Annotated in this window: 15 protein-coding genes; 6 read left to right on the plus strand and 9 right to left on the minus strand. The window is 68.4% G+C overall.

Translation table 11 applies throughout. The features are described 5' to 3' along the window. Positions 1-31: 31 nt before the first annotated feature. The gene (gene metC / locus AC6CR5_RS05545) at positions 32-1,180 is read right to left on the minus strand and encodes a cystathionine beta-lyase (protein WP_006384140.1); all 1,149 of its coding nucleotides are present in this window, start codon (positions 1,178-1,180) and stop codon (positions 32-34) included. A 108-nt stretch (positions 1,181-1,288) separates the two neighbouring features. Between metC and AC6CR5_RS05550 the strand changes: the two genes are divergently transcribed. After that, entirely contained in the window at positions 1,289-2,203 is a 915-nt protein-coding gene (locus tag AC6CR5_RS05550; protein WP_006384141.1) for a LysR substrate-binding domain-containing protein, read from the plus strand. Here AC6CR5_RS05550 and AC6CR5_RS05555 read toward each other — a convergent pair. From AC6CR5_RS05555 to AC6CR5_RS05590, 8 genes are all read right to left on the minus strand, one after another. Continuing rightward, positions 2,193-4,262: a TonB-dependent copper receptor gene (locus tag AC6CR5_RS05555; RefSeq protein ID WP_498085316.1), complete on the minus strand. Its 2,070-nt coding sequence runs from the start codon at positions 4,260-4,262 to the stop codon at positions 2,193-2,195. The genes AC6CR5_RS05550 and AC6CR5_RS05555 overlap by 11 nt on opposite strands. 87 nt (positions 4,263-4,349) lie before the next feature. Beyond that, complete coding sequence (locus tag AC6CR5_RS05560) at positions 4,350-4,748, minus strand: DUF2946 family protein (protein ID WP_020927729.1); 399 nt, start codon at positions 4,746-4,748, stop codon at positions 4,350-4,352. A 122-nt stretch (positions 4,749-4,870) separates the two neighbouring features. Continuing rightward, entirely contained in the window at positions 4,871-5,710 is an 840-nt protein-coding gene (locus AC6CR5_RS05565) for an ABC transporter ATP-binding protein (protein ID WP_498085317.1), read from the minus strand. Then, positions 5,707-6,573 (minus strand): ABC transporter ATP-binding protein, encoded by an 867-nt coding sequence (locus AC6CR5_RS05570; RefSeq protein ID WP_024068886.1) that lies wholly within the window; start codon positions 6,571-6,573, stop codon positions 5,707-5,709. The genes AC6CR5_RS05565 and AC6CR5_RS05570 overlap by 4 nt, the downstream gene beginning before the upstream one ends. Further along, on the minus strand, positions 6,570-7,400 hold the full coding sequence (locus tag AC6CR5_RS05575) for an ABC transporter permease (RefSeq protein WP_054443375.1): 831 nt from the start codon (positions 7,398-7,400) through the stop codon (positions 6,570-6,572). Before AC6CR5_RS05575 ends, AC6CR5_RS05570 begins: the two co-directional genes overlap by 4 nt. Further along, the gene (locus AC6CR5_RS05580) at positions 7,397-8,353 is read right to left on the minus strand and encodes an ABC transporter permease (RefSeq protein WP_020927733.1); all 957 of its coding nucleotides are present in this window, start codon (positions 8,351-8,353) and stop codon (positions 7,397-7,399) included. The genes AC6CR5_RS05575 and AC6CR5_RS05580 overlap by 4 nt, the downstream gene beginning before the upstream one ends. Positions 8,354-8,363: 10 nt before the next feature. Continuing rightward, positions 8,364-9,917 carry an ABC transporter substrate-binding protein gene (locus tag AC6CR5_RS05585; RefSeq protein ID WP_006384341.1) on the minus strand — a complete coding sequence of 518 codons (1,554 nt, stop codon included), beginning with the start codon at positions 9,915-9,917 and terminating at the stop codon, positions 8,364-8,366. A gap of 44 nt (positions 9,918-9,961) precedes the next feature. Next, entirely contained in the window at positions 9,962-11,167 is a 1,206-nt protein-coding gene (locus AC6CR5_RS05590) for an aminotransferase class V-fold PLP-dependent enzyme (RefSeq protein WP_006384342.1), read from the minus strand. Between the two features lie 181 nt (positions 11,168-11,348). Here AC6CR5_RS05590 and AC6CR5_RS05595 point away from each other — a divergent pair, with 181 nt between their 5' ends. From AC6CR5_RS05595 to AC6CR5_RS05615, 5 genes are all read left to right on the plus strand, one after another. Further along, positions 11,349-12,293, plus strand: a complete 945-nt coding sequence (locus AC6CR5_RS05595; protein WP_006384343.1) for a LysR family transcriptional regulator — start codon at positions 11,349-11,351, stop codon at positions 12,291-12,293. Positions 12,294-12,422: 129 nt separating this feature from the next. Then, the gene (locus AC6CR5_RS05600) at positions 12,423-13,103 is read left to right on the plus strand and encodes a hydrolase (protein WP_006384344.1); all 681 of its coding nucleotides are present in this window, start codon (positions 12,423-12,425) and stop codon (positions 13,101-13,103) included. 120 nt (positions 13,104-13,223) lie between these two features. Further along, positions 13,224-15,365 carry a LamG-like jellyroll fold domain-containing protein gene (locus AC6CR5_RS05605; protein WP_498085318.1) on the plus strand — a complete coding sequence of 714 codons (2,142 nt, stop codon included), beginning with the start codon at positions 13,224-13,226 and terminating at the stop codon, positions 15,363-15,365. A 142-nt stretch (positions 15,366-15,507) separates the two neighbouring features. Continuing rightward, complete coding sequence (locus tag AC6CR5_RS05610; RefSeq protein ID WP_498085319.1) at positions 15,508-17,028, plus strand: amidohydrolase family protein; 1,521 nt, start codon at positions 15,508-15,510, stop codon at positions 17,026-17,028. 81 nt (positions 17,029-17,109) lie between these two features. Next, positions 17,110-18,204: an ABC transporter substrate-binding protein gene (locus AC6CR5_RS05615; protein ID WP_498085320.1), complete on the plus strand. Its 1,095-nt coding sequence runs from the start codon at positions 17,110-17,112 to the stop codon at positions 18,202-18,204. The last annotated feature ends 10 nt before the right edge of the window (positions 18,205-18,214 follow it).

Raw genomic sequence — 18,214 nt, forward strand, 5'->3', positions numbered from 1 at the left:
GCGCGGGCGAGCGACGGCGCCCGCCGCGCGTTCAGCGTTGCGCCTGGTAGGCCGCCAGCGCGCCGCGCAGGTCGTCCTTGAGCGTGTCGACCTCCTCCAGGCCGATCGACAGGCGCACGATGGGCCGGTCGGTCGCCGGGAAGGCACGGCCGGCCTGCAGCCCCGCCGGGTAATAGGCGGCAAGGCTGTGCACCCCGCCCCAGCTGGCGCCGATGGCGAAATGCCGCAGTGAGTCGAAGAAACCGTTGAAGGCCGCCTCGGGCGCCGGCGCCAGCACCATCGAGAACAGGCAGCCGTTGGTGCGGAAGTCGCGCTGCCACAGGCCATGGCCCGGGTCGGAGGGCAGCGGCGGATACAACAGGCGCTCGACCTGCGGCTGCGCCTGCAGCCACTCGGCCACGCGCAGGGTCGCGTCGCTCTGCGCGCGCAGCCGCAGCGCCAGCGTCTCCAGGCCGCGCAGCACCAGGAAGCAGTCGTCCGGGCTGACCTGCTGGCCGAGGATGCTCTGGGTCTCGCGCAGCACGGCGTAGTGGTCGGCGTCGTTCATGCTGATGCTGCCCATCAGCACGTCGGAATGGCCGCCGAAGAACTTGGTGGCGGCCTCGACGCTGAAGTCGACGCCGTGCGCCAGCGGCTGGAAGCCCAGCGGGCTGGCCCAGGTGTTGTCCATCATGGTCAGCACGCCGTGGCGCCGCGCGGCGGCGGCGATGGCGGGCACGTCGGCCATTTCCATGGTGACGGTGCCGGGCGCCTCGATGCAGATCATGCGGGTGGCCGGGCGGATCAGCGCCTCGATGCCGGCGCCGATCGACGGGTCGTACAGTTCCACGTCCACGCCCATGTGCGCCAGCCACTTCTCGCCGAAGGTCTTGAGCGCGCCATAGCAGGCGGCCGACAGCAGCAGGTGGTCGCCGCCGCGCACGAAGCCCATCACCACCGTCATCAGCGCCGCCGCGCCGGACGGCGTGATGACGCAGTGGCGGCCGCCTTCGAGCGCGGCGATGCGGTCTTCCAGCAGGCGCGCCGTGGGCGTGCCGGTGACGCCGTAGCTGAAGCCGTCGGGCTGGCGGTGCTTGCGGTTGACGAAGGCGTCGAGCGAGTCGAACACCACGGTCGAGGCGCGCTGCACGGCGGGCGAGAGACTGGCGAAATCTCTATTAGTCTGATTGATAGCTTTCATCTAATCTATTTGCTGGGCTTAGGAGTGATCGGGAACAGCGCCAGTGTCTGCCTTTCCTACCATTGCCTCAACAATCGAAGAAACTTAGTCAATAAGCGGGACTTATAGATGGACATGCGCGAGATCCAGGTCTTCCGGGCCGTGATGCAGGCCGGCACCACCAGCAAGGCCGCCACCCTGCTGGGCATTTCGCAGCCGGCGGTGAGCCAGGCCATCCGCAAGCTGGAAACCTCATCGGAACTGCGCCTGTTCGAGCGCGTGCGCGGGCGGCTGGTGCCGACCCAGGAGGCCGGCGCGCTGATGGAGGAAGTGGACCGCTGCTTCGCCGGCTTCGAGCTGATCGAGCACCGCATCCGCAGCCTCAAATCGTTCGGCGTCGGGCGCCTGGCGGTGGGGTCGCTGCCGGCGCTGGGCACCGGCTTCATGCCGCGCGCGATCGCCGCGTTCGGCCTGCAGGACCGCCGCATCCAGATGTCGTTCCAGATCATGAGTTCGCGCGAGGTGCTGCAGCAGGTCACGGCCGGGCAACTCGATTTCGGCCTGATGGCCGACGAACTGTCGGTGGCCGGCCTGGAACACTCGGAATTCCTGCGGGTGCCGGGCGTGATCGCCATGCACAGCCGCCATCCGCTGGCGGCGCGGCCGCGCATCACGCTGCGCGACCTGACCGAGCATCCCTTCATCGCGCTCAACCCCGAGGACGCCAGCCGCCGGCGCCTGGAAACGGCGCTGCACGACCAGGGCCTGGCGCTGCGGCCGGTGCTGGAGACGCCCTATTCCAATTCCGTCTGCGAGTTCGCGCTGCACGGCGTCGGCATCGGCCTGGTGCATCCGGTCATGGCGCTGGACTACCTGGCGCGCGGGCTGACCATCAAGCCGCTGGAACTGGACATCGGCTTTGCCTGCCTGCTGGTGTTCCGGCCCGGCACACCGCTTTCAGAGAACGCGCGGGCGTTGCTGAAAGCGATGCGCATCGAACTGGACCGGGATCTCAAGCGGATCCGGACGGCGCTCAGTACTTGAAGCTCAGGCGCGCCCAGAAGGTGCGCCCGGGTTCATTGAAGGCCGTGTTGGCGGCAAAGCCGAAACCGGCGTCGCCCGCCAGGTTCAAGTGCTCGGCATAGGTCTTGTCGAACAGGTTGTCCACGCCCAGCGACAGTTGCACCTGCTTGCTGAACGCGTAGCCGCCGTTGAGCGAAAACACGCCGAAGCCGGCGCTCGGGCCGAAGTCCTTGCTGACGACGTTGCCCTGCTCGAGGGCGTAGCGGCGCTGCGCGGCCACCACGCGCCACAGGGCGCCCGCGGACCAGGTGCCATCGTCGTAAGCGGCGCTGAGCCGGGCTTCGAGCGGCGGCATCTGCGGCATGGGGCGGCCGTCGCTGCGGTTCTGGCCCCACGCATACGCCAAGGTGCCGCCCAGTTTCCAGCGCGGCGCGACCTGGTACGACACGCCCAGCTCGCCGCCGGCAATGCGCGCGTCGACATTGCGCGCCTGGGCGGTCGCGCCCATGCCTCCCATGCCGCCCTTGCCATAGTCGAACAGGATGAAGTCGTCCACGTAGCCCGCATAGCCCGACACCCAGGCGTCGAGCGTATCGGTCTTGTATTGCGCGCCCAGGTCCAGTTGCGTGGTCTTTTCCGGCTTGACGCCGCGGAACGCGTTGACCGAACCGTCCGGCCCCTTGGTCGGCGAAAACAGCTCCCAGTAGTCGGGGAAGCGCTCCGCGTGGCCCAGGCCGATGTAGACGGTGGCCGGCAGCGCGGCCAGATCGCGTTCATAGCGCAGGAAGCCGCTGGGCAGCGTGTCGTTGCGGCGCTCGCCGGCCGTGGGGTTGGGCCTGAGCATCATCCTGGAGCCGGTCTCGCGCCGGAAGTCCTTGGCCGAGGCCCAGTCCACGCGCGCGCCGCCGATGACGCGGCTGTCGTCGGCGGCATGCCAGGTCAGTTCACCGAATACCCCGGTGTTGGCGAAGCTCGCGTCCTTGATCCAGCTGTTGGCGCGGTACGAAACCTTGGCGCTGCCCTTGCGCGAGCGATGGCGGCTTTGCTGGAAGTCCAGGCCCGTCACCAGGCTCAGGTCGGGCGCCAGGTTCCAGGTGCCGGCGATGCGGCCGCCCCAGGTGGCGCGGTCCACGTTGGAGGCCATCGCCATCGGCATCATGCCGTGCGGGTCCGGCTTGCGCAGGGTGTAGTTGTCCATCACGTGGTCGGCGTAGTTGTAGTAGAGCTGCGCCTCCAGCTTGTCCAGCATGCCGCCCAGGTTGCGCTTCTCGGCGCGCAGCCCGAAGCTCTCGCGCTTGAACTGCGAGCCGTCCATGCCGCGGCCGGCATAGCGCGCCTGGCCGTCGCCGGTGCCCGCCGTCAATTCATAGACCGTATCGGCGTCGGGCGTGAAGCCCAGCGTCACGTCGGCATTCCATTTGTCCCAGCGCGACGGCACGGTGTTGCCGTCGCCATCCTTGTAGTCCTGCGAATGCGAGTGATTGGCCGTGAAGCGGGTGTAGACCTTGTCGTTGCCCACCGTCAGGTCGGCGGCCTGGTCGTTGCGGCCGTTTGATCCGCCCTGCAGGCTGCCATCGAAGCGGACGCCGGGCTCGGTGAAATGCGGCGAGTCGCGGTCGAACTTGATGGTGCCGGCCGAGGCGCCCGGCCCCCACAGCACCGTCTGCGGACCCTTGATGACGGTGAGCTTGTCGAAGTTCTCGGGCGAAATGTACGAACTGGGCGCGTCCATGCGCGCCGGGCAGGCGCCCGGCATCGAGGTGCCATCGGTCAGTATGTTCAGGCGTGAACCGAACATGCCGCGCAGCACCGGATCGCCGTTGGTCCCGCCGTTGCGCACGGCCGAGAAGCCCGGGATGGTCTTGAGATAGTCGGTGCCGTCGCTGGCCGGCAGCGGCTGGCGCGGGATCTTTGGATCGGTGGTGACGGTCAGCGGGGCGCTTGGCGCCACGCCGGTGATGACCACCGGGTCGGTCATCGTGATGCCGTCGCTGTCGACGGTGTTCGACCAGGCGGGCAATGCCGCCGCCAACGCGGTGGCCAGGCAGCTGGCCCGCAGGATTTCCTTTTTCTTGCGCATGGGATTCTCTGGATCTGAACAGGCTGGACGCGCGCGACCACGCGGGCCGCATCGGTGCGCGCCAGCAAAAAATGGAAAGGACGGGGTTCAGGCCAACAGAGGGGGCGCGCGCGGCTGCCGTGGCAACCGCGCCTGCGCGCTGGAGAAATGGATATCGATGGTGGGCGCCGGCAGCGCCAGCGGCGCGCTGGGCAACAGCCAGGCCAGCAACGCCAGCCCGGGCAGCGCCGCGCCGCCCAGCATGGCGCACCCGGCGAAACAGCAATGCGGCAATGCGCCGCTATGCTGCTGCACGTCCTGCGCGAGGCCGCCGCCAGCGTCCAGCGTGACCACACGCGGTCCGCTGGCGGTGCAGATGATGGTGGTGGCGCCGGGCGCGGTGCTGGGCCCGGCCAATGCGGCGGAAGCGATCAGCGCCTGGAAGACGAACAGGAACACCGCGACCAGCGCGGTGCAGCGTCTTCGGGCAACGGCGCCTGTGTGCATTCGCATCCTCTTGAAGTCGCGGATGGTAGCACGCAGGGCACCGTGAAAAAGGCCCCGCGGGTCGCTGTAGGACGCACGGAAAGGCCAATCGCGCGGCGATCAGCCCCTTGCCTTGACGTGGATCAAGCCGGCCGGCCCTGCCCCGCCGGCGGACGAAGGCGCCTGCGCGTCGGATCGGGCCGCGGCACCGCGGTGATCAGCTTGCGGGTGTAGTCGTGCGCCGGCGCCTCGAAGATGCGGTCGCACTCGCCCTCTTCCACCAGCTCGCCCGCGGCCATGATGGCCACGCGGTCGGCGAAGTGCCGCACCACGCCCAGGTCGTGCGAGATGAACAGGTAGGTCAGTCCATGCTCGGCCTGCAGGTCGGCCAGCAGATCCAGCACCTGCGCCTTGACCGACACGTCCAGCGCCGACACCGCCTCGTCGGCGATGATGAAGCGCGGTTCCAGCGCCAGCGCCCGGGCGATCGCGATGCGCTGGCGCTGGCCGCCCGAGAACTGGTGCGGAAAACGCTGCGCGTGTTCGGGCCGCAGCCCCACCCGTTGCAGCAGCGCGAGCATGCGCGCGCGGCGTTCGTCGGGCGTGTGCAGCCGGTGGATCACCATGCCGTCCATGATGGCGTCCCCTGCCGTGCGGCGCGGATTCAGGCTGGAGTACGGGTCCTGGAAGATGGTCTGCACCTGGCGCCGGAAGGCGCGCAGCGCGGGACCGGCCAGTTGGCCGACGTCATGGCCGGCCAGATGGATGCGGCCCGCGCTGGGCCGCAGCAGGCCGGCGATGCAGCGGCCCAGCGTGCTCTTGCCCGAGCCCGACTCGCCCACCAGGGCCAGCGTGGTGCCGGCGGCCATCGCCAGGCTGACGCCCTTGACCGCGTGCACCACGCGGGTCGGCCGGCCCAGCAGGCCGCGGGCGGCGACATAGTCTTTGGTGACGCCTTCGGCGCGCAGGATGAAATCGGTCATGGCGTGGCTCCCCGGACGGCGGCCCGCGCCGGTGGCGCCAGGCGGCGGGCGCGGTCGCGCGGCGCGTCCACGTCCGGCACGGCGGCCAGCAGCGCCTGGGTGTAGGGATGCGCCGGGCGCGCGAAGATCTGCTGCACCATGCCCTCCTCCACCACTTCGCCCGCCCGCAACACCACCACCCGATCGGCGATCTCGGCCACCACGCCCAGGTCATGGGTGATGAACAGCACGGCGGCGCCGGTTTCGGCCTGGATCGAGAATAGCAGTTCCAGCACCTGGGCCTGCACCGTCACGTCCAGCGCGGTGGTCGGCTCGTCGGCGATGATGAGCTTGGGCGACAGCGCGCAGGCGATCGCGATCATGACCCGCTGCCGCATTCCGCCCGAAAGCTCATGCGGATAGGCCTTGGCGCGTTGCGCCGGCTCGCGGATGCCGACCCGCTCCAGCAGCGCCACGGCGCGCTCCCAGGCCGCCTTGCGGCCCGCCTGGCCGTGCAGGCGGATGACCTCGGCGATCTGGCTGCCCACGGTTCGGCCGGGATTGAGCGCGGTCATCGGTTCCTGGAACACCATCGCCATCTCCTTGCCGCGCAGGGCATCCCGCTCGCTCTCGGTCGCGCGCAGCAGGTCGCGGCCGTCAAAGCGCAGCGAATCGGCCGCCACCCGCCCGGGCGGGTCCACCAGGCCCATCAGGGAAAAGCCCGTGACGGATTTGCCGGAGCCGGATTCGCCCACCAGGCACACCACCTCGCCGCGCCGCAGCGTCAGGTCCACGCCCTTGACCGCGGCGAACGGCCCTTGCGGGGTGTCGAAATCGACGGTCAGGTTCCTGACCGCCAGCAGCACGTCGGCGTCGTGGCTCATCGTTGCAACTCCGGATTGAGCGCGTCCTGCAGCCAGTCGCCGAGCACGTTGACGGCCAGCACGGTGAAGAACAGCGCCAGCGCCGGCACCAGCACCGGCCACGGATTGGTGAACAGGTAATCCTTGAGCGATCCCACCATCTGCCCCCAGGAAGGCACCGGCGGCCGCACGCCCAGGCCGAGAAAGCTCAGGCCGGCCTCCAGCAGCATGGCGAACGAGAACGTGAACGAAGCCTGCACCGCGATGATCGAGCGCATATTGGGCAGCACCTCGTGCCAGATGATCCAGCCGCTGCCCGCGCCCAGCGAACTGGCCGCCAGCACGTGTTCACGCGCCCGGATGCCGCGCGCCACGCCCCAGGCAACGCGGGCGAACTGGGGCGCGTACAGGATGCCGATGGTGCCCACCAGCGTCGGCAGATTGCCGCCGATGAAGGCCAGCACCACCAGCGCCACGAAGATCTCCGGCAGCGACACGAAGACGTCGACCACGCGGATCGCGGCGGCCTCGGCGCGCCGGCCCAGGAAGGCCACGCCGACGCCGAGCGCCACGCCCAGCACGCCCGCCAGGATCACCGCCGCCGCGGCCACCGACAGCGACACCCGGGCGCCGTGGACCGCCCGCGCCAGCAGGTCGCGGCCCAGTTCGTCGGTGCCCAGCCAGTGCCGCCAGGACGGCGAGGACAGCAGGTTGGCGGCGTCGATGCGGTACGGATCGGCCAGGCCCAGCGCCGGGCCCAGGATGGCGGCCAGCACCACCACGGCCAGGAAGCCGAGCGCCAGCCGGACCGCCACGCCGGTCTTGGGGATACGAAGCGATGCGATCATGCGGAAGGCCTGCGGATACGGGGGTCGACGAAGCCCTGCGCCAGGTCGATGACCAGGCTGATCAGGATGAACAAGGCGAAGATGGCCAGGAGCGAACCCTGGATCACGGGGTAGTCGCGCGAGAATGCCGCGCTCACCAGCAGCGAACTCAGGCCCGGCCAATCGAACAGCGCCTCGATGATGACGGTGCCGCCCAGCAGGTTGCCGGCGCGCACGCCGACGATGGCGATGACCGGCACCAGCGCGTTCGGCAGCGCGTGCCGCAGGATCGCCCGGCCGCGCGGCATGCCCTTGGCGCGGGCCAGCTTGACGTAGTCGCGGCCCATCACGTCCGCCAGGCTGGCGCGCGTCATGCGCGCCACCACGCCCATGAAGTTCAGGCCGATGGTGAGCGACGGCAGGATCAGCGCCAGGCAGTGCTGCAGCGGGTCGTCCGAGAACGGCACGAAGCCCGACGACGGCAGCCAGCCCAGCGCCAGGCTGAACAGCAGCACCAGCAGGATGCCCAGCACGAACACCGGCGCCGAGAATCCCGCCACCGCGATCACCGCGGCCAGGGCGCCCGCCAGCCGGCCGCGCGAGCGCGCCGCGACCACGCCCAGCGGCACGCCGAGCAGCACGGCGATCAACAGCCCGGCGCCGATCAGCTCCAGGCTGCGCGGAATGCGCCGCGCCAGTTCGTCGGCCACCGGTTCGCCGGTGCGTAGCGAAACCCCCAGGTCGCCGCGCGCCAGCGCGCCTGCCCAGTGCGTGAACTGCGTGCCCAGCGGCAGGTCCAGGCCGAGTTGCGCCCGCACCCGCGCCACGGCCACCGGATCGCTGCCGGCCTGGTCGCCCAGCATGATGGCGACCGGATCGCCGGGCAGCAGGTGGATGGCGATGAACACCACGCCCGTGGCCAGCGCCAGCGTGATGGCGGCCGACCCCAGGCGCCTCAGCAGAAAGGGCAGCATGCCGGCGCGCTCACTTGAGCCACATGGTGGGCAGCGAGATGCCCGGGCTGCTTTCGCTCAGCGCCCCGCCCAGCTGGGTGTAGCCCTGCACCTTGCGCAGGTAGCCCTGGGCCTGCTCGCGCCAGCTCACGAAGACCCATGGGCTGGTCTCCAGGATGCGCTTTTCCGCCTGCTGGTAGATCGGCTGGCGCGCCTTGGGATCGGTCAGCGCGCGGCCCTGGGCCAGCAGCTTTTCCAGCTCGGGATCGCGGTAGCCTATCGGCTTGGCCCAGTAGCTGGAGTCGCCGCCCAGGTAATAGGCGTAGGCGTCCGGGTCGGGCAGCTTGACCGACACGCCGTAGATCATCGACTCGTAGTCGCCGCGGTTCTTGCGCTCGACCAGCGTGGCCCATTCGACCGGTTCCAGCTTCAGGTTGATGCCGACTTCCTTCAGGTTGGCCTGCACCACCTGTGCCATTGTGGTGTAGATGCCCAGGCCCTGGAACACCACCATGGACGCGTCCACGCCGTTGCCGTAGCCGGCCTCGGCCAGCAGGGCGCGGGCCTTGGCGGTGTCGCGCTTGTAGGTGCCGTCCAGCGACTTGTCGTAGTACGGCGAATCCTCGGGCGTGGGCGCGCCGTAGATCGGCTTGCCGTAGCCGAAGAAGGCGGCCTTGGACACGGCCTCGCGGTCGATGGCGTAGGACACCGCGCGGCGCACGCGGGCGTCGTCGAACGGCTTCTTGCCGGTGTTGAACCAGACGCTCATGAAAGCGCCGCCGGCGGTGTCGATTCGGGTGCCGGCATTGCGGCGCAGCACGTCGATGTCCTTCCACGGCACGAAGTCGATCATGTCCAGCGACTGGCTGCGCAAGGCGTTGACGCGCGCGTCGTCGCTCTTGATCATGCGGAAGTCGACGCCGTCCAGATACGGTTGGCCACTGACGAAGTAGCGCGGGTTGCGCGTCAGGCTGGCGCGCACGGCCGGTTCGTAGCTCTTTAGCTGGAACGGACCGGTGCCGTTGGCCGACAGCTTCAGGTTGGCGCCGCCCTCGACCCACTTGCGCGAGACGATGGCGGCCTCGGGCAAGGCCAGCACGCTCAGCATGGTGGCGTCGGCCGAGGGCTTTTCCACCTTGACGGTGGCCGCATCGACCACGGTGACGGTGGCGCCCTGCAGGTTCGAGCGCAGCGTGGCCCCGGTGGCCGGGTCCAGGATGCGGTCGAGCGAGAATTTGACGTCGTCGGCGGTCACCGGCGAGCCGTCCTGGAAGGCCACGTCGGGCCGCAGGTGGAACACGATGGTGCGGGCGTCGGGCTGTTCCCAGCTTTGCGCCAGCCGCGGCACGATCGCGCCGCTCTTGTCATAGCCCGCCAGCGGGCTGTAGAGCGCCTCGATCAGCACCTTCCAGGCGCTGCCGCCATAAACGTGCGGATCGAGCGACACGATCTCGGACACCGTGCCATAGCGCAGCGTGCCGCCCTGCTTGGGCGTCTCGGCGGCCTGTGCGGCCGCGGCGCCAGCCGCCAGGGCGCAGGCGCTCAACAGGTGCGCCAGGCGGCGCCAGGTATGCATCATCGTCATGTTTTACCCCTTGTACACAATGCCGGTCCGTGCCGGGCGCGCCGTCAGGACGGCAGCGCCTCGACCAGCCGGTCGATTTCACTGGAATCGTTGTAGTAGCTCGGCGAAATGCGCAAGTTGCCGCCGCGCACCGCCAGGTCGACGCCGGCGTCGCGCAGGCGCTGCGCCAGTTCCTGCGCGTCATGGCCCGGATGCTTGAACGACAGGTTGCCCGACGCCTCGCCCGGCGCCCGCGAACTGACGATCTGGTAGCCCTTGCGCTGCAGGGCGGCGCCGGCATGGTCCGTCAGCTCCAGGATGTGGGTTTCGATGCGGGCCGGCGTCAACGCCAATTGCACCCGCACCGCGGCATCCAGCCCCCAGATGCCGGTGAAGTTGGCCAGCGCCTCTTCGAAGCGACCAGCATTGGGCCGGTACTCCAGCAGGTAATGCATGTGGTCTTCGGTGCTGTCGACGCTGTGATAGCCCACGCTGGGCGGGTCCAGCAGCCCCAGCACGCTCTTGCGGCAATAGAAATAGCCGGTGCCGATCGGCGCCAGCATCCACTTGTGGCCGCCCACCGACAGGAAGTGGATGCCCAGCCGCTCCACGTCCAGCTCCAGCGCGCCGGCCCACTGGATCGCGTCCAGGTTCAAGTACACGCCGCGTTCGTGGCACAGGTTGGAGGTGGCCTCCAGGTCCTGGCGAAAGCCATTGGAGAACTGCACCGCGCTCAGCGACACCAGGCGGGTGCGGTCGTCCATCAGCTTGCGGATATCGTCCACCAGGATGCGGCCGTTGCGGTTCTTCACCCAGCGGATGGTAACCCCGCGCGCGGCCAGCTTCATCCAGCAATACACGTTGGACGGGTATTCGATGTCGGCCAGGATCAGGTTGTCGCCATCGCGCCAGGGAAAGCCGTTGGCCACGTGCACCAGGCCTTCGGTGGTGTTCTTGACGTAGGCGATCTCGTCGCGGTGCGCGCCGATCAGACGGCCGATGCGGGCCTTGATGGTCTCCTCGGCGTAGCGGCACCACTCGGGATAGGCGTTGCGGCCGTTGTCGCGCACGTCCTCCATGAAGCGGTTCACGGCCGCCACCACCGGCAGGCTCAGCGCGCCGATCGACGCGTTGTTCAGGTAGGCCCGCCGTTGCTTGATCGGGAACGCGTCGCCGACATTGCTCCAGTCGAGCTGCTCGATGCCATTGCGGTCATCGGGAAAAAGTGCCGCGGGTCCGCCCACGGAAACCGGTCTGTCCAGGATATTCACGCCGCGCCTCTTTCGTTGAAGGTGGGATGATCCTAAGATTGCGTGAATTCATGCGTCAATTTCGTTTGGAGTATTGATTCATGCGCTTTTGTAATGTGTTGCCGCCGCCAGGCCGCCCTGCCCTGGGGCAGGCGCCGGTCCGTGCCCGCCCGCCTCGCGCCGCCTGTCGGGGTTTGTCCCTATGCGCCTGAACCGCCTGCAGGCGCTGCGCGCCGTGCTCGAGACCGGCAGCGTCACCGAAGCCTCGCACCGCATCCACCGCACGCAGCCGCAGATCAGCCGCCTGATCTCGGCGCTGGAGGATGAAGTCGGCTTTCCGCTGTTCCTGCGCCAGGGGCGCGGCCTGATCCCGACCCAGGAATGCCTGCGCTTCTACGAAGGCACGCGCCACATCCTGGCCGGTTTCGAAGAAGTCTCGCGCATCGCCGACTCGATCCGCACCCAGCAGGACGCCTGGCTGCGCATCCTGACCCAGCCCTACTTCGCCTACAGCGTCACGCCGCGCGCCATCGCCGATTTCGCGCGCAGCCATCCCAAGGTCAGGGTGTCGCTGGAAGTGCGCTCGCGGGTGGACGTCGGCCTGTGGATGTCGGGGCAGCAGTTCGACCTGGGCGTGGCCGCGCTGCCGATCGACTTTCCCGGCATCCGTTCGCGCACCTTTGCCCAGGTGCGCCTGGTGATCGCCATGCCGGAAGGCCACCGGCTGGCGGCCCGGCGCGTCGTCACGGTCGACGACATCGAGGACGAACCCTTCATCGCCCTGCGTCCCTTCACCCTGCTGCGCCAGCACATCGACGACCTGATGGAAAAACGCGGCCTGCGCCTGCGGCTGGTGATGGAAACCTCGTCGGGCCAGTCCGCCTGCCAACTGGCGGCGCTGGGCATGGGCATCGCGCTGGCCGATCCGATCCTGGCGGCCAACGTGCCCGGCATCGTACTGCGCGACTTCGAGCCACGCCTGACCATGCCGTATGGCTTCCTGCTGCCCAGTTCCTATGCGCCATCGGAACAGGCGCGCGAGTTCGCGCGCGTGCTGACGCGGCTGGTGCGCGAGATGGCGCCGGACCGGGTCGACCTGGTCGATCCGGGCGCGGGCGAGGCGGACGGGTTGATGGCCTTTCCCTAGCGCGCCGTCGCGCGGACCGCGCTATCGTCCTGTTTTTGGAACGCTGATGGCAAATTTGGCCTACTAGTGCCGTCATCGTCCGCAAATTATCGTGACGACTCTGCTTACCCACCCCCAAGGAGTCCCGTCATGAGCCAACCCGCGAACTTCAATGGCGCCCGTCCGGTCATCGTTCCGGACCAGGCCGCGATGCTGCTGATCGACCATCAGAGCGGCCTGTTCCAGACCATCGGCGACCTGCCCTTCACCACCGTGCGCGCCCACGCCTCGGCGCTGGCCAGGATGGCCACGCTGACCAAGATGCCGGTGATCACCACCGCCTCGGTGCCGCAAGGTCCCAATGGTCCGCTGATCCCCGAAATCCACCAGAACGCGCCGCATGCCAAGTACGTCGCGCGCCGTGGCGAGATCAACGCCTGGGACAATCCCGACTTCGTTGCCGCGGTCAAGGCCACGGGCCGCAAGCAGCTGATCATCGCCGGCACCATCACCAGCGTCTGCATGGCCTTTCCCAGCATTGCCGCGGTGGCCGACGGCTACCAGGTGTTCGCCGTGATCGACGCCTCGGGCACCTATTCGAAGATGGCGCAGGAAATCACGCTGGCGCGCGTGGTCCAGGCCGGCGTGGTGCCGATGGACACCGCCGCGGTGGCGTCGGAACTGCAACGCACCTGGCACCGCGACGACGCGGCGCAATGGGCGGAAATCTACGGCGGCATTTTCCCGTCGTACCAGTTGCTGGCCGAAAGCTACGCCAAGGCGCAGGACGTCGAACGCAACCAGGAAGCGCTGGACTCGCAACGCGCCTGATGCGCAACGGCGCGGGCCCGGGCGCCGTGCCCGCGCCCGCCGTCGGCCTGCCGCGCACAATATTCATGCGCGCTTAACACGTTCGTCATTCGGCGTTCCTAAGCTTCCCACTTTTTCTGAATGGGCAGCACACAGATGGCGCACGACACGCAAGACAGCAAGCACGGCATTGCCACGATTTCCAACAACCTGCCGACGGCGGCCGATCCGCGCCGGCGCAGCCTGCTGAAAGCCGGCTTTGGCGCCACGCTGCTGCCGGTGGGCGGCTCGCTGCTGCTTTCGGCCTGCTCCAGCGATGACGACGACGATGAGGACAGCCCGTCGACCGGCACGCCCGCGCCGCAACCGAAGAACATCTCCAGCTTCGCCGTGGCCGTGCTGCCGGACACGCAGTTCTACTCGCGCTACGCCACCGACGCCGAGAACCAGCAGTTCATGCGCAAGTACGGCAGCGAGCCGTACAAGGCCCAGACGCAGTGGGTCGCGGACCATGCCAGGTCGCTGGGCATCCCCTTCCTGATCCACCTGGGCGACGTGGTCGACCAGCAGGGCAAGCCGGACCAGTGGACCGTGGCCAGCTCGGCCATGAAGATCCTGGAAGACGCCAAGGTGCCGTATTCGATCCTGGCGGGCAATCATGATGTGATCCTGGATCGCGACTACGTGGACCCCAGCAGCCAGGCCAGCGCCACCGATGCGCAGCGCACGCTGGCCAACGAGCCCTACCTGAAGACCTTCGGCACCGACCGCGCCCGCAAGCAGGCCACCTTCGGCGGCCGCGATCCCAGCGGCTTTCATGAATACCACGTGTTCGAGGCCGAGGGCCAGAAGTTCATGGTGTTGTCGCTGTCATGGCGCATTTCCGATGGCGCCCTGGCCTGGGCCAACCAGGTCATCCGCGCGAATCCGACGCTGCCGGTGATCCTCGTCAACCACCAACTGCTCAACATCGACAAGGACGGCGTCAGCCCGCTCGAAGTGCCGTACGGCCTGATGCTGTGGGACAAGCTGATCCGCGACAACGACCAGATCTTCATGACCCTGAACGGCCACTACCATGGCGCCGCGCGCCTGACCAAGATGAATGCCTTCGGCAATGCGGTCGAGGAAATGGTGGTGGACTACCAGATGGCCTACCAGGGTGGCAACGGCCTGATGCGGCTGTATGAATTCGACCTGAGCAACAACGAGATCCGGGTGCTGTCGTTCTCGCCCTGGGTGCCGCAGAAGCCCAAGGACACGCTCAACGCCTTCGACCAGGCGGTGCTGACGGGCGCCAATGAGCAATTCACCATCAAGATGGATTTCGCCAGGCGCTTTGGCGGCTTCAACAAGACGTTCCAGGCCGCCGCGCCGACGCACACCTCGCTGGTGGACCAGGCCCGCGCACTGATCCTGGCCAACTACACCGACCCCGCCGCCAACGCGCAGAAGCCCGCGGTCGACAGCGACGACTACCCGCAGGTGCCGGGCACGCTGGCGCACTGGCGCTTCTTCGGCGGCGCCGATGGCCAGCCGGTGCCGGTGGGCCAGGTGATCCAGGACCGGGCCGGCCTCAATCCCATCAGCCGCGCCGCGCTCAACATCGACGGCGTGGCCGGCGCCCAGCTGGGCGACCTGCTGTGGTCCAGCGACCATCACTACCTGTCGGCGGCGCCCGGCTCGGTGCGCTTTCTCAACACCGACAAGAACACCGGCCGCATGAGCTATTTCAGCACCGCCACCTCGGCGGTGCTGAACGCCGAGACCGTGCTCAACGGCTACACGGTGGAAGCCTTCATCAAGATCGACCGCGATTGGACCTCGCAGAAAAATGCCTGGATGAACATCATGACGCGCGACGGCAAGCGCGGCGACCTGCCCGGCTACAGCGGCGGCGACCCGGAATCGCCGCCCCTGTTGTTCGCCATCTCCAGCCTGCGCGAAGTGCAATGGGAGGTGGTGCCCGAGCGCAGCGGCGCGCGCGAAGCCAAGGCCAACTGGTCCGGCGAGATCATCGCCGACAAATGGATGCACGTGGCCATCGTCAACGACGGCGCCACGCACGAGACCATCCTGTACGTCGAAGGCGCCCCGGTGCTGCGCAACGTGGCCGACGCCCCGGGCCTGGCGACGCTGGCCGCCAACATGCCGTGGATCATCGGCGCCGGGTCGTGGGACGGCGCGCGCGCCGACGGCTTCTTCGGCAGCATCGGCGAAATCCGCATCGTCAACCAGGCGCTCAAGCCGGCGCAGTGGCTGACGGCGCGCCGCGGCGGCTGATCGGGCGGCCTGGTTATTTAGTCATGACGCACAACTAAACAACCAATCCTTCGTTGGGCGCCGCGCGGCGCTCCCGTAATGTTTGCCAGGCAAGCAGGGAATTCCCCTGCGCCTCGCGACATGAACTACGGAGAGCGCCAGCATGAACCAGCCTTTGCACCCGAGCCAAGCGTCACGATCCGCCGCCGTCAAGGCGACGCTGGACTACCCGGTGATCGACACCGACGTGCACGTCAACGACTACGCGCCGGTCCTGGAGGACTACGTCCAGCACTACGGCGGCGGCAAGCTGGTGGATGCCTTGCGCAAGGCCCTCGGTTCGCGCTTTGCCACCAGGAGCGGCGGCAAGGACTGGTACCAGCAGAGCCCGGCCGAGCGCCAGGACAACCGCACCCTGCGCTCGCCCTGGTGGGCGCGGGTCACGCGCAACACGCTGGACCTGGCCACCTACACCCTGCCAGAGCTGCTCAACGAACGCCTGGCCGAGCAAGGCGCGGACTATTCCGTGCTGTTTCCCAACGACGTGCTGGCGCCGCTGGGTGCCGGCGATGAGTTCCGCCAGCCGCTGCACCGCGCCATCAACCACTTCCATGCCGACCAGTACCGCAAGTACAGCGACCGCCTGACGCCGGTGGCCGGCATTCCGCTGAACACGCCGCAGGAAGGCATCGAGGAACTGGAATTCGCGGTCAAGACGCTGGGGCTGAAGGTCATCAACATCGCCGGCGGCGTCAAGCGGCCGATCAAGGCGATCGCGCGCAAGTATCCCGCCGCCGACCATCCCGAGATCGCCCGGCACGCCAGTTACATCGACTTCTACGGCATCGACAGCGAGTACGACTACGACCCGTTCTGGGCCAAGGTGGTCGAGCTGGGCGTGCCGGTCACCACGCACTACGGCAGCCAGGGCTGGACCGGGCGCCATTCCATCAGCAACTACATGTTCAACCACATCGGCCACTTCGCCGATGGCTCGCAGGCCTTCGCCAAGGCGCTGTTCTTCGGCGGCGTCACGCGGCGCTTCCCGAACCTGCGCGTGGCGCTGCTGGAAGGCGGCGCCGACTGGGGCTCGCACGTCTACACGCACCTGGTGGACCGCTGGGAAAAGCGCAACCGCGCCGCGGTGCAGAACTACAACCCGGCCAACGCCGACGTGGCGCTGCTGCACGAACTGTTCCAGCGCTACGGCGCCGACTTCATCCGCGGCCGCGACATCGACCCGCAGCAGCTGCTGCGCGACAGCCTGGGCATCTCGGCCCTGCCGCACAGCCGCGACCCGCACCCGGACGAGCTGGACGACTTCGCCGCCGCCGGCATCGAATCGGTCGAGGACATCCGCAAGCGCTGGGTCGACAGCTTCTACTTCGGCTCGGAATCCGACGACCGCACCGTGGCGGCGGCCTTCAACGACAAGGTCAACCCGCTGGGCGTGAAGATCAACGCCATCTGGTCCTCGGATATCGGCCACTGGGACGTGCCCGACCTGACCGCGCCGCTGGCCGAAAGCTGGGACCTGGTCGAACAGGGCGTGATCAGCGCGCAGGACTTCAAGGCGCTGGTGTTCGGCAACCCCTACCGCTTCTATACCGAGGCCAATCCGGCCTTCTTCCAGGGCACCGCCATCGAGCGCAAGCTGGCCGCGCCAGCGCGCGCGGCCGCCTGACCCCGCCCGCCGTTGTCTGCCTGACCGCCGGACGGCGTGATGCCGGCCGGCTGCCCGATCCTTTCCTGAACGAGTCATTCCATGAAGTCATTGATGATCCTGAGTAAACGCATCGCCGCGCTGGGCCTGGCGGCCCTGGCGGCGTGGGGCGGCAGCGCCCGGGCAGCCGACGTCATCCGCGTCGGCGTGGCCACCGCCGGCGGCGGCGATCCGGTCACCTGGGGCGGTTCGCCCGGCGGCGTGGTGCGCGTCAACCAATGGCTGGAACAGGCCTTCGCCGCGGACGGCGTCAAGGTCGAGTGGCTGTTCTTCAAGGGCGCCGGCCCGGCCGTCAACGAAGCGCTGTCCAACAAGCAGATCGACTTCGCCTACCAGGGCGACCTGCCGCAGGTGGTGGGCCGCGCCAACGGCCTGAAGACCAAGCTGCTGCTGGTCAGCGGCGCGCGCAACAACCTGTACCTGGTGGCGCCGCCGAATTCCCCGCTCAAGTCCATCGAGGACCTGAAGGACCGCAAGGTGTCGATCTTCCGCGGCACCAACGGCCACCTGGTGGCAATCAACGTGCTGGCCGCGCATGGCCTGGCCGAGCGCGACATCAAGGGCGTCAACCTGGATGCCGGCAGCGCCCAGGCGGCGCTGGTGTCCAACGGCGTGGACGCGGCCTTTGGCGGCTACGAATGGTTCAAGGTGCGCGACCAGGGCCTGGCCAAGGTCATCTACAGCACCCAGGGCCAGGACCCGGCCTACACCCGCCAGGCCTCGCTGCTGGTGCGCGAGGACTTCGAGCGCGAGAATCCCGCCCAGGTGCAGAAGGTGGTGGACGTGTTCGTGCGCGCCGCGCAGTGGTCGTCCGACGAGAAAAACCGCGACGCCCTCTTCAAGATCTGGGAAAAGAGCGGCGTGCCCTACGCCTCGTGGCAGGCCGAATTCGACAAGCAGGACCTGGCCGCGCGCAACTCGCCGCTGATCGACGACTTCATCATCGCCCGCTACAAGGCGGTGGTGGCCGACGCCGTCAAGCTCAAGCTGATCCGCCGCGAGGTCTCGCTGGACGGCTGGTTCGATCCGCGCTACCTGCAGAATGCGCTCAAGGCCCAGGGGCTGGAGCGCTACTGGACCGCGTTCGACGCCGCCGGCAAGCCGGTGTCCGGCCCGGCGCAGGCCGCGGCACGCTGACCGGAGCGCC

It is taken from the genome of Achromobacter sp. EG18 (assembly GCF_059759395.1).